A 15,919-nucleotide genomic window follows, 5' to 3' on the forward strand; every position below is an offset into this window, starting at 1 on the left:
ATGAGCAACCACTCGACCACTGGTCAACCAGCCGAGTCCGCTGATGCTCCAGGCTCCGCCGATGACCACCTCCACTCCTCCGATGACCGGCCCCTGCCACGCGTTCATCCCAACGCCGTCCTTCCTCCTCCCATGAGCGCCCGGGAACCCGTCGATCCGACCGAGGCCCTGGCCGAGGCGTGGAGTTCACTGCTGGACAACGTCTCCAAGGCCAACCGTCCCTGGTTGCGCAATGCGACCCCGGTGACGATGCACTCCTCGACGGCGATGGTTGCCGTACCCAATGAGTTCGCTCGTGACCACATCGAGACGAAGATGCGTGCTGAGCTGGAGGAGCTGCTCTCCGACTCGTTCCACCGCCCCATTCATCTGGCCATCACCATTGATCCCGATCTGGAGCTGGCTCTGGGTGCCCCGGATCGCCCGGAGGATGACGAGGAGGAACTTCCTGTCGCCGAGTTCGTCCCGCGAGCGGGGGTGTCTCCGGCGCCCGTCCTGCCCTCGGATGCCGGAAGTGGCGCCGAGCAGTCCGATGACCCGGCTGCGCACCTCAACCCCAAGTACACCTTCGACTCCTTCGTCATCGGATCGTCGAACCGGTTCGCCCATGCCGCCGCCGTGGCCGTGGCCGAGTCACCGGGTAAGTCGTACAACCCGTTGCTCATCTATGGCGGTTCGGGGCTCGGCAAGACGCATCTGCTGCACGCCATCGGCTCCTACGTGCTCAGCTATTACCACAACGTGCGGGTGAAGTACGTCTCCACCGAGGAACTCACCAACGACTTCATCAACGCCATCGGCACCAATCGCACCGCAGAGTTCCGACGCGCATACCGCGACATCGACGTCCTGCTGGTTGACGACATCCAGTTCCTGGAGTCCAAGATCCAGACCCAGGAGGAGTTCTTCCACACCTTCAACACCCTGCACAATGCGCAGAAGCAGATCGTCATGACCTCCGACCGACCCCCGAAGCTGTTGGAGGCCTTGGAACCGCGGTTGCGCAGTCGCTTCGAGTGGGGTCTGCTCACCGACATCCAGCCGCCCGACCTGGAGACCCGGATAGCCATTCTGCAACGCAAGATCCAGGCTGAACGACTCACCGTCGGACCAGATGTGCTGGAGTTCATTGCCTCGCGCATCCAGACCAACATCCGTGAGCTGGAGGGTGCCCTCATCCGGGTGGCAGCTTTCGCGAGCCTCAACGGCCAACAGGTGGATCTGTCGCTGGCCGAGGTCGTCCTCAGGGATCTCATTCCCGAAGGCGGCGAGGCCCCGGTCACCGCCGACGGGATCATCACCGAGACGGCGAAGTACTTCTCGATCTCCCGTGATGATCTGCTGGGAACCTCTCGTGCCCAGACCTTGGTACGGGCTCGTCAGATAGCGATGTACCTGTGCCGGGAACTCACCGATCTTTCCCTGCCCAAGATCGGCGACGAGTTCGGTGGCAAGGATCACACCACCGTCATGCACGCCGAACGCAAGATTCGGGCTCTGCTGGGGGAGAACCGCGAGATCTTCGATCAGGTGACCGAACTCACCAACCTCATCAAGACGTTCTGACTCACACGCATCCCGCCACCGTCGACACAGGATGCACACACCCCCACACCTCGAGGTGAGGCGGTTTCCCCAACGAGACACCATCCCCACAATCCTGTGGAAAACCCGTGGAAACCCTGTGGACGGTCATACACAGGCCAGCACCATCCACATCGTCACGGACTTTTCCCAAGCTCCCCCACCGACTTATCCACCGCCTCAAAACCCATGTGACAAGGAGTTACGGTGGTTCTTCACAAAATTCACAACGGTTATGACGACGACTGAAGAGATACACGCAAAAAGGTCGTCCAAGGTAACGCCTGTGTGCAACTGCCCCAGCCAGCTGCGAGAATACGCAACCCTCAACCTTGGTTCCGATCCGATGGAGGAAACCGGATATGATCGCAGTAGCAAGCACCATCCGTGCACCAGTGACACTTCAGAGGGGACATACGTGAAAATTCGGCTCGAACGCGACGTGATGGCCGACGCCGTTGGGTGGGCTGCCCGTAGCCTGCCCACCCACCTCACCGTGCCCATCCTCGCCGGTCTGCTCATCACTGCCACTGAGGACGGCGTGACGATGTCCGGATCCGACAACGAGACCACCGCACAGATCACCCTGCCGGCCCAGGTGGAGGAACCTGGTCAGGTACTCGTGTCGGGCAAGTTGTTGGCAAACATCGCCAAGGCCCTTCCGAACAAACCGGTCGACATCACAGCGGATCCGGCATCGATGGAACTCGTGTGTGGATCGGTGCACTTCACGCTGCAAGGTCTCCCGGTTGACGAATACCCATCGCTACCTCAAATGCCTGCCACCACTGGAACGGTGGACACGGCGGTCTTCGCCAAAGCCGTCTCCCAGGTGTTCGTCGCTGCTGGCCGAGATGAGCTGCTGCCCGTTTTCACCGGCATCCGTGTGGAGATCGACGGTGACAAGCTCTCCCTGCTTGCCACTGACCGTTATCGCATGGCTCTCAAGGAAATCACGTGGAATCCCAGCTCCACACAGATGGATGCTGCGGCTCTGGTGCCAGCCAAGGTCCTCAACGAGACTGCCCGTTCCATGACCACTGGGGACCACGTGTCGATCAACCTCTCCGCTGCGGACACCGGTGACGGACTCGTTGGTTTCCAGGGGGACGGGGCGCATGGTCAGCGTCAGATGACGACTCGTCTGCTTGATGGCGAGTTCCCCAAGGTGCGTCACCTCATGGACATCAAGCCCACTCGTTCGGTGCGGGTGCGTACCGATGCCCTCATCGCGGCGGTCCGGCGTGTCGCTCTGGTTGCCGAGCGCAACACCCCGCTGCGTATCGTCATCAATGACGACTCCATCTCCTTGTCAGCAGCCACCGGTGACCAGGCTCAGGCCTCCGAGGCCATCGAAGCTTCGGTGACCGATCACGTGGAGGGCGATCCCACGATCACCGCTGCCGGGTTCAACCCGAACTACCTCTCCGACGCGTTGGGTGCCTTGGACACCCCCTACGTCCACTTCTCGTTCACAGCACCTGGCAAACCATGTCTGGTGGCTGGTCTCAACGAGATCGACGGCGAGATCGAGCAGGACTACAAACACGTCATCATGCTCATGAGGTTGCCCAACTGAGGCGATCGGCAGGCTACGAGAAAGCGTGTATGTTGCTGAGCTGGAACTGGTGGACTTCCGGTCCTACGTGCGTTCTGCCATCACACTGCAACCAGGTGTGACGTCGTTCATCGGCTCCAACGGGCAGGGCAAGACGAACCTCGTCGAGGCCATCGAGTACCTGTCCACCCTGTCCTCGCACCGAGTGAGCAACGACGTGCCACTCATTCGGTTGGGAGCCCGCCAGGCCATCGTGCGCGCCCGAGTCCGGGCTGGAAGCGATGACCTGCGATCCCTGCTGCTGGAGGTGGAGATCAACTCCGGGCGGGCCAACCGAACCCGAATCAATCGGGCAAGGACGCAGCGTACTCGTGACCTTCTCGGGGTGCTGCGCACTGTCGTATTCAGTCCCAACGATCTGTCGATCGTACGAGGGGATCCATCGGATCGACGTCATTTCCTCGACGGTCTGGTCATCACCCGCTGGCCACGGATGGCCGGGGTCAAGGCTGATTACGAGCGCATCCTCAGACAGCGTAATGTTCTGCTGAAATCCCTTGCCGGGCGAGGTGCCTCTGCCGGCGGTGAGGCGGGAGCGACCCTGGAGATCTGGGACGAGCAGTTGGCAACGATCGGCGCCGAACTGCTCTCCGCGCGGTTGGACACCCTGAGTTCCCTCATGCCGCTGGCCGCGAAGGCCTATGGAGACATCGCTCCCGTCAATGACCTCACCACTGTCCAGTACCGGTCAACGATCGATCTGAGCGATCTGTGGTCACCCCCGCAGGCAGACACCCCGAGCGATCCGGTGGATCGGGCTGCTCTCACCGAGCGATTTCGAGATGCCCTGTCGGCTCGTCGCAAGGACGAACTCGTCCGGGGGGTGACGTTGGCCGGCCCGCACCGTGACGACGTCGTCCTGCACATCGGTCAGCTCCCGGCCAAGGGCTATGCCTCCCACGGTGAGTCGTGGTCGCTGGCACTCGCTCTGCGGCTCGGATCCTTCGAGCTGTTGCGTGCTGACGGCATCGAGCCGGTACTCGTTCTTGACGACGTCTTCGCCGAGCTCGACAGTACTCGACGGGATCGACTTGCCGGTTCCATCGTCGATGCCGATCAGGTGCTCGTCACCACGGCCGTTGCCTCCGACGTGCCTGAGGTGCTGCACGGGGCGAGGTTCGACGTGGGTGGTGGCAACGTCATGGCCCATGAGGAGGTGCTCGATGAACGGTGACCTCCCGCCGCATGAGGATGCCGGCATGCCGTCTCGATCAGGACGTCTGCCATCTCGGCGAGGACGTTCCCAGTCGGGGAAACGAGACGGTTCGCCCTCTGGCGACGTTGATTCTCGTAGGGAACCGGCGTCTGCTGAGCCATCCCGTTCCGGACGAGCTGATCGTCGCCGGATCGTCTCGGAGACGGTGAGCGAGCAGGATCAACAGGTCGACATCGAGCACAGTGATGACGGTCTCGACCTGGCCCAGAGCACTGCCCGGGCAGCTCGCGGCGATCCAGCTGGTGCTCCTCGGCCTCGCACCGGCGCTCTGCCCGATCCCCAGGTGCAGCTGCCGGCGCCACGTGGCATACGCAGTCCTCGTAGACGTCGGAGTCGTGTCCACCATGCCACCTGGTCCGGGCCCGGACCTGATCGTCGTGACCCCGTGCCATTGGGCGATGCGATCGACAAGCTCATTCGGTCTCGCGGCTGGTCGACCCAGGTGAGTCTGCGTCAGGTGCTCGACAACTGGGAGAAATTGGTGGGCCCAGCCAATGCCGCCCACTCCACGCCGGTGTCCTACACCAAGACCGTGCTCACCGTGCGCACCGATGCCACCGTGTGGGCCACGAGCATGCGCATGATCGCCCCCAATCTCGTTGCCGAACTCAATCGGCGGCTGGGACAGGGTACGGTGACGCGTGTCGTCATCGAAGGGCCGAGCGCACCGAGCTGGAAGCATGGTCCGCGATCAGTGCCAGGTAGAGGACCACGCGACACCTATGGATGATGCAACACTGGTGGTGCGCCCTGCACTCGTGGCATGGGTCAGAAGGGCCAGTGCATACAATGAATACGTCACGGCCACGGTGCGTCAGTGAATTGGCATGACACACCCGACACCAACATGATGGGATCGTCTCATGCACGTCGTCACTGGACAGGTTCAGCACTACGACTGGGGGACCATCGCCGAGATCCCACGTCTGCTGGGTGTGGAGTCCGATGGGTGTCCGTGGGCCGAGTACTGGTTGGGTGCCCATCCCAAGGCACCCTCCTTGCTGGCCGACGACTGTGACATCAATGGAGCCGACCGTGCCGACGGTGGACAGCCCCTGGATCGTTGGCTTGCCGAGCACCCCGACCAGCTTGGCCAGGCCAGCCGTGAGGTCTTTGGTGACAGACTGTCCTTCCTGCTCAAGATATTGTCGGCAGAACAGCCACTGAGCATTCAGGCCCATCCGTCACGTACCCAGGCTCAGCTGGGTTTTGCCCAGGAAAATGCTGCTGGGGTGCCCATCGATGATCCGCGTCGCCTCTATCGCGACGACTGGCCCAAACCCGAGATGATCGTCGCTCTCACCGAGTTCCATGCCCTGTATGGCTTTCGTGACCCCCACGAATCACGCCGAATGCTGACCGTCTTCGACGCGGTGGACGGTTTCCCCGGCCTCGTCGCGCCTCTGGAGGATCCAGGATCTGAGGGAATCGCTGCGGTACTGACGTCCTGTCTGCAGCCCGATGAGCAAAACCGACGGGTCATCGCCGGCATGATCGCCGCGGCACACGATCTCGTCCAAGGCCACGACCCGGCATCCATGCAGGAGGACGCACCACAGCTGGCCCGCACTGCCGTCGAACTTGATCGGGCTTACCCCGGTGATCCCTCCATCCTTGCCGCACTGCTCATGAATCGGGTGCATCTGCGCCCCGGTGAGAGCTTGTTCCTCGGTGCGGGCACCATGCATGCGTATCTGCACGGTACCGGGATCGAGATCATGGCGAGTTCGGACAATGTGTTGCGCGGTGGTCTCACCTCCAAGCACATTGACGTGCCTGCTCTGCTCGCTCACGCAGACCTCACTGCGACATGTGTCCAACCGGAGTGTCCTCGTCAGTTGCCCGGTGGTCTCCAGCACTACCGGACGCCGTTTCCCGAGTTCACCCTGTGGCGGTTGGGAGAACGCGTGGAGACAGACCTGCCGGCCACCGGTCTTGGCCGGATCCTCCTCGTCCTGGACGGCCGAATGAGCCTCATCACCTCAGCTGGTGTGACAAGCACCGACACCAGTGCTGAGGTGACCCAAGTACGGGCTGGGCAGGCTGTCTGGATCAGTGCCGGGCAGCAGGTGCACGTCACTGGCTCCGCAGTGGGTTTCCTTGCTGCCCCCGGAATCTGTCAGGAGTTCCCCGACGAGCTGTGACGTCGGGAGAACACACGTGACCAGACCATGCCTGCGACTGTCACACGCACCGGAGGAACTTTTTCGTTTCTGAGCGGTGCGGAGGTGATGGCTGATCCCCGGGACTGGGTCGAGGGTGGAGGCGCTGCAAAGGCACCTGACGCGTCTCTCACGGCTGATTGATGTGGCATCCACGCCGATTCGGCGCGGGCTACCACAGGGATTGGCCCGATCTGGGGTAGACTGTCTTCGTTAGTCCATGAACTCGAAGGGGCATGTGTGCGCGACGTCGAAAGATCGTGCCGCCCTCATCGAGTCGCGGGAATCGGATCCACCCTGGACCCGATCACTCAACAGGAGCGCATTGTCCGTGAGCCAGCCGTCATCATCTGAATCCCAGTCTGCTCTTTCCTCCGTCGAGGATCTGCAGGGGGAATCCACCGTCCACGCAGACGAGCCTCCCACCGAGGCCACTCCCTCACTGGTCGACGGCACCTACGATGCCGGGCAGATCACGGTGCTGGAAGGTCTCGAGGCGGTTCGCAAGCGTCCCGGCATGTACATCGGATCCACCGGTGAGCGCGGCCTGCACCACCTGGTCTACGAGATCGTCGACAACTCCGTCGACGAGGCCTTGGCGGGCTACTGCAACTCCATCGAGGTCGAACTGCTGGACGACGGACGCTGCCGAGTGAGTGACGACGGCCGTGGTATCCCGGTCAAGGAGCACCCCGTCGAACACATCCCCACCGTCACCCTGGTGCTCACCGTGCTGCACGCCGGTGGCAAGTTCGGTGACGGCGGCTACAAGGTGTCCGGTGGCCTGCACGGTGTGGGTTCCTCGGTCGTTAATGCCCTGTCGAGCACATTCGTCGTTGAGGTGTTCCGCGATGGCTATCACTGGCGTCAGTCCTTCACCCTTGGTGTGCCCGATGGGCCCTTGGAACAGCTGGAGGAGACCGAGACCACCGGTACGACGATCACCTTCGAACCCTCGGCCGACATCTTCGACACCACCGTCTTCGACTACGAAACCCTGGCGGCCCGGTTCCGCGAGATGGCCTTCCTCAACAAGGGTCTGCGCATCAGCCTGCGTGATCTGCGCGACGGACACGTCGACGAGGACGGTGCGGCCCTGCATGACGAATTCCATTATGTAGATGGATTGCAGGACTACGTCACGTTCCTCATCGGGACCAAGGACGTCATCAACCCCACGATCATCAGTCTGGAGGCACACCGTCCCGAGGAGGGGATGGGGCTGGAGATCGCGATGCAGTGGAACACGTCGTACGCCACCAGCGTGCACACCTTCGCCAACACCATCAACACCATCGAGGGTGGTACCCACGAGGAGGGCTTCCGCGCCGCACTCACCAGTGTCGTCAACCGGTGGGGTGAGAGCTGGGGCATGATCAAGAAACGCGAGGATCGCGTCTCCGGTGACGACATCCGTGAGGGACTCACGGCGATCGTCTCCATCAAACTCACCGAGCCACAGTTCGAGGGTCAGACGAAGACCAAGCTGGGCAACACCGAGGCGCGATCCTTCGTGCAGAAGGTGCTCTACGAGAAGCTCTCGGACTGGTTCGAGCAGAACCCCAAGGAGGGCAAGCTCATCATCACCAAGTCCCAAGCGGCTGCCCAGGCCCGTGTTGCGGCACGCAAGGCTCGCGACATGGCCCGCAACCGCAAGGGCCTGCTCGGATCGACGTCGCTGCCGGGCAAACTCAAGGACTGCTCCTCGACCAATCCCGAGGAGTGTGAGATCTTCATCGTGGAGGGTGACTCCGCCGGTGGTTCGGCCTCCCAGGGGCGTGATCCACGCATCCAGGCGATCCTGCCGATGCGTGGCAAGATCCTCAACGTGGAGAAGGCCCGGGTGGATCGGGCTCTCAACTCCGAGACGATCGAGTCGATCATCAACGCGCTGGGTACTGGCGTCCACGAGGAATTCGATCTTGACAAGCTGCGGTACCACAAAATCATTCTCATGGCGGACGCCGACGTCGACGGCGCGCACATCCGTACCCTGCTGCTCACTCTGTTGTTCCGATTCATGCGCCCGGTCATTGAGGCCGGCCACGTCTATCTGGCCCAGCCCCCACTGTTCCGGCTGCGCTGGACCAATGCTTCACACGAGCTGGCCTACTCCGACGAGGAGCGTGACCTGCTGCGCACCGACGGCTTGGAACATGGCAAGAAGCTGCCGCAGGTCAACCCGATCCAGCGCTACAAGGGCTTGGGAGAGATGGACGCCGAGGATCTGTGGGACACCACGATGGACCCGGACAAGCGTCTGCTGCTCCAGGTGACCTTGGAGGACGCCGCCATGGCCGATCAGATGTTCTCCATCCTCATGGGCGAGGACGTCCAGCAGCGCCGGTCGTTCATCCAGCGCAATGCCAAGGACGTGCGGTTCCTCGACATCTGAGGACACCCGAACGTCTGGTATCGACTTCTTTCGAATGATTTTCGTGAATTGAGGATTCTGCATGGCTGATGACCACAGCTCCAACGAGCAGCTTGCGGCTGACGACCAAGGTCTGGTGACCGGTCGCCACGTCGGCATCCGGCCGGTCGAGATTCGTGACGAGATCCAGAACGCCTACCTCGACTACGCGATGAGTGTCATCGTCGGGCGAGCCCTCCCCGACGTGCGAGACGGCCTCAAACCAGTGCACCGTCGCGTCATCTACGCCATGTACGACGGTGGGTACCGTCCCGATCGCGGCTGGAACAAGTGCTCCCGTGTCGTTGGTGACGTCATGGGCAAATACCATCCGCACGGCGACTCGGCCATCTATGACACCTTGGTGCGTCTGGCCCAGCCGTGGGCGATGCGCCACAAGCTGGTGCAGGGCCAGGGCAACTTCGGGTCCCAGGGCAATGACGGTGCCGCGGCCATGCGATACACCGAGTGCAAGATGGCGCCGCTGGCCATGGAGATGGTTCGCGACATCGACCAGGACACCGTCGACTTCCAACCCAACTACGACAACAAGGAGACCGAGCCGGTCGTCCTGCCGGCCCGATTCCCGAACCTGCTCGTCAACGGTTCCTCGGGTATCGCCGTGGGCATGGCCACCAACATCCCGACCCACAACCTGCGTGAGGTCAACGAGGCCGTGCAGTGGTCCCTGGCCCATCCCGACGCCTCCTCCGAGGAGCTGCTCGAGGCGGCCATGGAACGCGTCAAGGGACCGGACTTCCCCGGCGGTGCCCTCATCGTGGGCCGTCAGGGCATCGAGGACGCCTATCGCACCGGTCGCGGCTCGGTGACGATGCGTGCCGTCATCGACATGGAGGAGGACAAGAAGGGGCGCCAGTGCCTGGTCGTCACCGAATTGCCCTACATGTGCAATCCCGACAACCTCGCCACCAAGATTGCCGACCTGGTGAACTCCGGTCGTATCAACGGTATCGCCGACATTCGGGACGACTCCTCGGCGCGTACCGGCCAGCGGCTCGTCATCGTCCTCAAACGTGACGCCCAGCCGCGCGTCGTCATGAACAACCTCTACAAGCACACGGGCTTGCAGGACACCTTCGGCTGCAACATGCTGGCGCTGGTCGACAACGTTCCGCGCACCCTGCGGCTGGACCAGTTCATCAGTTACTGGATCGACCACCAGATGGAGGTCATCCGCAGGCGCACCGAGTACCGGCTGGCCCAGGCCGAGAAGGACGCCCACATCCAGCGGGCCCTCGTCAAGGCCCTCGACATGCTCGACGAGGTCATCGCGCTCATCCGTCGCTCCCCGAACACCGAGGAGGCGAACCTGGGTCTGCAGAAGCTGCTGGAGATCGACGAGATCCAGGCCCGCGCCATCCTCGACATGCAGCTGCGTCGTCTGGCCGCCCTGGAGCGTCAGAAGATCATCGACCGGCTCAACGAGCTGGAACGGCTCATCGCCGACTACCAGGCGATCCTCGCCAGTGAGGACCGTCAGCGTCAGATCATCTCGAACGAGCTGGCCGAGATCGTCGAGAAGTACGGTGACGAGCGTCGCACCCGCATCATCGCCGCTGACGGGGACTTCTCCGAGGAGGACTTCATCCCCGACGATGACGTCGTCGTCACCATCACCCGCGGCGGGTACGCCAAACGCACCCGTACCGACCTGTACCGGCTGCAGAAGCGTGGTGGCAAGGGAGTTCGCGGAGCCAGCCTGCGCGCCGACGACGAGGTGGCCCAGCTGTTCACCACGACGAACCACCAGTGGATCCTGTTCTTCACGAACATGGGGCGGGTGTATCGCACCAAGGTGTGGCAGCTGCCCGAGGCCAGTCGGGACGCCAGGGGCGGTCACGTCGCCGGGCTGCTGAGTTTCCTTCCCGAGGAACACATCACCCGTGTCATGACCCTGCGCTCCTACGACGACGCGAAGTACCTGCTGCTCGCGACTCGAGCCGGTCTGGTGAAGAAGACCCAGCTGACGGCCTATGACTCGTCGCGTCAGGCCGGCGTCATCGCCATCAACTTCCGCACCGATGACGATGAGCTCATCGGGGCCGAGCTGTGCGGACCAGACGACGACGTGCTGCTCATCAGTCGCAAGGGTCAGGCGATCCGGTTCGGCGCCGACGACGAGCAGTTGCGTCCGATGGGACGAGCCACCTCCGGGGTCACCGGAATGAAGTTCCGTGGCGACGACGAGCTGTTGTCCATGTCGGTCATCGAGGCCGGTACCGACGAGGACGAGCGATTCGTCTTCACCGCCACCGATGGCGGTTATGCCAAGCGCACCCTGGTGAGTGAGTACCGTCGTCAGGGGCGTGGCGGCCTGGGCATCAAGGCGATGGCACTGTCGGAGGATCGCGGTTCTCTGGTCGGTGGTCTCGTCGTCCAGGAGGCCGACGAGGTCATTGCCATTCGCACCTCTGGCCAGCTCACCCGGTCGGCCGTCGCAGAGGTACCGGTCAAGGGGCGCTCCACCATGGGCGTGAAATTCGTCAATGTACGTGGCAAGGACGCCGTCTCGATCATCGCCCTCAATCCGGAGCACGAGGAGCCCGACGACCCCCAACCCAGCCATGACGAGGTGAGAGGCACCACCCAGGGTGGTGAGTCCGAGGCTCGCGACGGTGCGTCGGACGAAGACGCGAGCACTGATGAGGACACAGCAGGTACCGTAGTCTCAGATGAGGCATCGGACGATGCTGGTGAGCACGGCGAGCAGGCCTGATCCGGAAGGACGACATGAGCGATCAATCCACCTCGAGGCGTCAGCCGTACGACCCTGAGAAGACCCAGTGGACCGCTGGTGACGCCAAGAAGAACTTTGCCTCCAGGCGCGGCAATGATCCCACGCATGATGCCGTCCGCGATGACGCGCATGCCGGCACACAGCGATCGGTGCGTCGTGGCGAGACCTCGTCGCGTCCTCGGGAGATGGCTTCCTCCTCCGACTGGGAGCACGTCTCCCGGCGTACCCGCAAGGCTCGTCTCCGGCTGACGAGGGTCGACCCGTGGTCGGTGCTCAAGACAGCGCTGCTGTTCGGTGTGGCTGGCGCCATCATCCTCTTCATTGCCGTGTGGGTGGTGTGGGGCGTCATTGGCGTGTCGGGTGCCTTCGAGTCGATCAACAAGGCCGTCAACGACTTGGTGAGCTCACCGACGTCCACCAAGAAGTTCCAGCTCTCCGACTACGTCAACACCGGGCGAGTCTTGGGCCTCACAGCGGTCATCGGCGTCATCGACGCCGTGCTCTTCACGGCTCTGTCAGTGGTCTTTGCCTTCCTGTACAACCTTGCCGCCCAGATCATGGGTGGGTTGGAACTCACCTTGGCCGAGGACTGACCTTTCAGGAGTTGACGCTTTTCCACAGCGACAGGCCCATCGGGTCTGTCGCTGTCCTTCTCGGTGATGCCATTTTCGCTCTCGAGGCAACCAGGACGCATAAACTTGCCAGTGACACTCGTTCGATCCATGACCCGTGCTGTGCTCACTGGGAGGAATCGTGAAGTTCATTCGCATGTCGTCAGGCGCCGTGTTTCCCGATCTGCGCGACGAGTTCGGTGACGGGACTGGCCAGAGTTTCCCGATCCCGTACCGCTGCGACCTCACGATGAAGGATTTCGAACCCGTCGCTCGGCAGCATCCCAACGGTGACCCTGCTGTGGCGTGGCGCATCACGGTTCCCGCGGCACCACCGTTTCGTTCCGAACCCATGGTGTACGAGATCGTGCCCCACGGTCCCCAACCGTCAGGCGTCGACGGCATGGGAACCTATCTTCCCTACGACGGTGCTGGCCGCATGATGGATCTCGACGAGCTCGAGGACGTCGAATACGGGTGCACCTGGCTGCCGTCGGTGTGCGAGGCTCTGGGGGAGCAGCGCCCGGAGATGACGTGGTGTACCTGCTACGTTGATGGTGACCAGATGAAATCGATCGACATCGACTCCTTGGTCCACAATGACGGGTTGCATCTGTTCGGCACGTGGTGCCGCATGATTTTCGCCTTGCGCGCCGATGAGTGCATCAGTAGCAGCACTCGGGCCATGTGGTTCGGTGACTCGGTCGACACAATGCTCAAACGTGAGGAAATCGGCGTGTCGTCCTTCGTCGACACCGGTATCTTCGTCGACTCCCGAACCACCGAGAACACCCTTCAGACATGGCTGGACTCCTATCTCGAGTCAACTCTTCTGGCTGGAATGTTTCGGGTGAAGGCACTGCGCAGACGTGCCACTCAGGGTGGGGAGGACACCGTCGAACTCGTCAAGGGAAAACGGGAGTTCGAACACGGTGCCATCGAATGTGCTCGGCACGGCGATGATCGCCTCACCGTCAACGAACATGCGTTCCCCACTGGCGCAGCCATACGGGAGTACTGGGACCAACCGCGTTATGACTACATGGATCTGGAGGTCAAGGCAGAGGACCACGGTGTCATCTCCGAGATGACCCACACCTGGTCGGCGCTGTCGGAGTCCGTGTGTCAGACCTACGAGTTCGGACCCGATGATGTGCCCCCGGAGTATCTGTGGGTCGGTGTCCCTCACGGCAATCTGGGGGATGGCATCATCGTTCCCGTCGGCTGGTGCGACCTCGATGTGTACGTCGACGACGACGGAGCATCCATCATGCTGCAGGTGTGCAGTCATCGTCTGGCACGTCAGGAGAGGAAGCTGCAGTACGCCTACAACGAGAGATACGGCCGGCTCCTCGACGACGACGTCCCCTTCGATCCCGAGGAGTGGGCCTTCACCCAGCAGATGGTGGAGTCCGACGTTGCCATACAGGTCCTTGAGGGGCTCAAGATATTGCAGGATCCGGAGTTTGCGGATCCGGACGACGAAGAATGATCACGATACGTCCAACGGACACCACACGGATGCTGTTGGCTCATGTGGATGGCCCCCTGGTGCTGTCTGGACACGTCGACCGAGATGAGGAGTAGTGCCGTGCCGATCACCAATGCCAACACCAATGATGTCTTGGACGACGTCGTCCCGGATGACGATGGGGTAGGCCCCTTCTGCAGCTGGAGCGAATCGGTGTGTGTCATGCCAGTCACTCATTACGTGACGGAGGCCGATGGCGGACAGCTGCTGTTCTGCGCCCGTCACTACCTGGCCCATCTGCTGCACCTCGACGAGGTGCACGTGCCAACCTGCAGCGGTTGGATGGCCGAACACATCATCGACTTCGGGGAGATCGGCAAGAGCCACCTCTTCATCTGACTCCTCATCGTCCGGACCGGTACCCGACCGTGCGTTTTCAGTATGCTCGCGGGCCAGGGCATGAGGTGCTCTGGTCACTCGCGGGCATCTCGTGTGCTCAGGCGGGGCGTACCGATTCGTAGATCGTCGTCACTGCCTGTGCCGAGGCGGCCAGGTGTTCCTGCTCCCAGTCGTTCAGGGTGATGTCCAGGTGCTGGTGGACGCCGTCGACCCCGATGATCGCCGGCAGTGACAAGGACACCTCGCCATGGAATCCGAGCACCCCGTCAGCCAGCGCGCTCACCGGGTGGATCGAGTGGTCGTCACGCAGAATGGCCTGGGCCAGGCTCACCGCGGCACGTGAGATTCCTGAGGACGTCCATCCCTTGCCGTGCAGGACGTCGAAGGCCGACTGCACGACCGCTTCACTCACCTGGTTGGGGTCCAACGGTCCGAAGCCAAGGGTTGCGGACGCCTCAGCCAGCGTCATGCCACCAATCATCGCGTGGGACAGGTAGGGGAATGCCGTGGCGCCGTGTTCCCCGAGCATGAATGCCTGCACCGAGTTCGGGCTCACATGGGCCAGATCGGCAATGTGACGGCGTAACCGGGCCGAGTCCAACGAGGTTCCGGTGCCCACGATGAGGTTCCTGGGGTAGTCGAACTCGGTGGCGGCGATGTGAACGTTGACGTCCAACGGATTCGTGATGAGGACGATGGGAGTGTCGTGGGTGTGGGCCGTGACGCCTGCCATCACCTCACGAATGACGGCTGCGTTCACCTCCGCGAGCTGATTGCGGGTGTCGTGCCCACCATTGTGATGCTCCGGCAGGATGGAGGGTCCGGCCGCCACGATGATGGCGTCGGCATCCTGGCAGGCGCTGTAGTCGGCGGCGGTGACGTCGGTCACGGCAGGGAGTACGCCGGTGGCCTGGTGATTGTCCAGAGCCTGACCGTCACGCACGTGCTCGTCGGCGTCGATGACGGAGATGCGCGAGAAGAATCCCAGGGAAGCAGCATTGGTGACGACGTCGGAACCGACATGGCCGATTCCTATGACGACGAGGTGTGGGGCGAGCGACATGTCGATCCTTTCGTGGATTGTCGCCCATCATGGCATGAGCCCGTCCTGATGGGGGAGATGGTCAGTGGATGGAAGATCTGCTGAGGTGATGCCGCCTCAATTTTGTACATCTGTCACTCATACGGTAATGTTCATTTTCGCGACCGGTTGACGGTCACGGTTCGGGCCTATAGCTCAGTTGGTTAGAGCGCCGCCCTGATAAGGCGGAGGTCACTGGTTCAAGTCCAGTTAGGCCCACTATTGCTATGCCCATTTGACTAGGGCAAACGTCTACAACGGTGAAGGCGAGGGGGAGAATAGGGGGAGTTTTGATCCCCGTCGCTCCCAGTCGAGGTGGTTCGCTCAAGATTGAGGAGCGATCATGAAGCCGCCTATCACTGTCATGTGTGACCGTTGCGGGGCGAGGAATACCCACGACGATGCCGACTACGTTCATGGCAGGCTGTGGTGCGCTGTGTGTGATGCGTGGACGGTGCATCATGCGGTAGGCACCCTGCTGGCTGGCATGTGTGATGCTGCCCAGCCGTATTGGGAGCGCCGGGAGTGCGAGTTGCGGCGTCTGCTTGAGGGTGAGGGGGTGCATGTCTATGGCCTGTCTGAGCCGTGTCGGACTCAGGGTGGCAC

Annotated in this window: 11 protein-coding genes and 1 tRNA gene; 11 read left to right on the top strand and 1 reads right to left on the bottom strand. The window is 62.3% G+C overall.

Features of this window, described 5'->3' with window-relative positions; translation table 11 throughout:
* Nucleotides 1-132 precede the first annotated feature (132 nt).
* The 10 genes from dnaA to ACP8JZ_RS00050 all read left to right on the top strand — a co-directional run bounded on the left by dnaA (nucleotide 133) and on the right by ACP8JZ_RS00050 (nucleotide 14,232).
* The gene (dnaA, locus tag ACP8JZ_RS00005) at nucleotides 133-1,566 is read left to right on the top strand and encodes a chromosomal replication initiator protein DnaA (protein ID WP_036903553.1); all 1,434 of its coding nucleotides are present in this window, start codon (nucleotides 133-135) and stop codon (nucleotides 1,564-1,566) included.
* A gap of 436 nt (nucleotides 1,567-2,002) precedes the next feature.
* Nucleotides 2,003-3,163: a DNA polymerase III subunit beta gene (gene dnaN, locus ACP8JZ_RS00010; protein ID WP_036903555.1), complete on the top strand. Its 1,161-nt coding sequence runs from the start codon at nucleotides 2,003-2,005 to the stop codon at nucleotides 3,161-3,163.
* 25 nt (nucleotides 3,164-3,188) lie between these two features.
* Nucleotides 3,189-4,376 (top strand): DNA replication/repair protein RecF, encoded by a 1,188-nt coding sequence (gene recF / locus ACP8JZ_RS00015; RefSeq protein WP_484482459.1) that lies wholly within the window; start codon nucleotides 3,189-3,191, stop codon nucleotides 4,374-4,376.
* 25 nt (nucleotides 4,377-4,401) lie between these two features.
* On the top strand, nucleotides 4,402-5,148 hold the full coding sequence (locus ACP8JZ_RS00020) for a DciA family protein (RefSeq protein ID WP_306517135.1): 747 nt from the start codon (nucleotides 4,402-4,404) through the stop codon (nucleotides 5,146-5,148).
* Nucleotides 5,149-5,281: 133 nt separating this feature from the next.
* Complete coding sequence (manA, locus tag ACP8JZ_RS00025; protein WP_306517136.1) at nucleotides 5,282-6,562, top strand: mannose-6-phosphate isomerase, class I; 1,281 nt, start codon at nucleotides 5,282-5,284, stop codon at nucleotides 6,560-6,562.
* A 349-nt stretch (nucleotides 6,563-6,911) separates the two neighbouring features.
* A complete protein-coding gene (gene gyrB, locus ACP8JZ_RS00030; protein ID WP_306517137.1) occupies nucleotides 6,912-8,975 on the top strand; it encodes a DNA topoisomerase (ATP-hydrolyzing) subunit B in 2,064 nt (687 codons plus the stop codon).
* 61 nt (nucleotides 8,976-9,036) lie between these two features.
* The gene (gyrA, locus tag ACP8JZ_RS00035) at nucleotides 9,037-11,730 is read left to right on the top strand and encodes a DNA gyrase subunit A (protein WP_484482460.1); all 2,694 of its coding nucleotides are present in this window, start codon (nucleotides 9,037-9,039) and stop codon (nucleotides 11,728-11,730) included.
* A gap of 14 nt (nucleotides 11,731-11,744) precedes the next feature.
* Nucleotides 11,745-12,344, top strand: a complete 600-nt coding sequence (locus ACP8JZ_RS00040) for a DUF3566 domain-containing protein (protein WP_023034662.1) — start codon at nucleotides 11,745-11,747, stop codon at nucleotides 12,342-12,344.
* A gap of 160 nt (nucleotides 12,345-12,504) precedes the next feature.
* Complete coding sequence (locus tag ACP8JZ_RS00045) at nucleotides 12,505-13,854, top strand: hypothetical protein (protein ID WP_306517139.1); 1,350 nt, start codon at nucleotides 12,505-12,507, stop codon at nucleotides 13,852-13,854.
* A gap of 99 nt (nucleotides 13,855-13,953) precedes the next feature.
* Entirely contained in the window at nucleotides 13,954-14,232 is a 279-nt protein-coding gene (locus tag ACP8JZ_RS00050) for a hypothetical protein (protein WP_484482461.1), read from the top strand.
* Between the two features lie 97 nt (nucleotides 14,233-14,329).
* On the opposite strand, the gene ACP8JZ_RS00055 is transcribed toward ACP8JZ_RS00050, so the two are convergent.
* The gene (locus ACP8JZ_RS00055) at nucleotides 14,330-15,295 is read right to left on the bottom strand and encodes a lactate/malate family dehydrogenase (RefSeq protein ID WP_306517140.1); all 966 of its coding nucleotides are present in this window, start codon (nucleotides 15,293-15,295) and stop codon (nucleotides 14,330-14,332) included.
* 163 nt (nucleotides 15,296-15,458) lie between these two features.
* Here ACP8JZ_RS00055 and ACP8JZ_RS00060 point away from each other — a divergent pair.
* Nucleotides 15,459-15,532 (top strand) — tRNA-Ile (locus ACP8JZ_RS00060).
* The last annotated feature ends 387 nt before the right edge of the window (nucleotides 15,533-15,919 follow it).

It is taken from the genome of Cutibacterium sp. LaCa_286 (genome assembly GCF_057198075.1).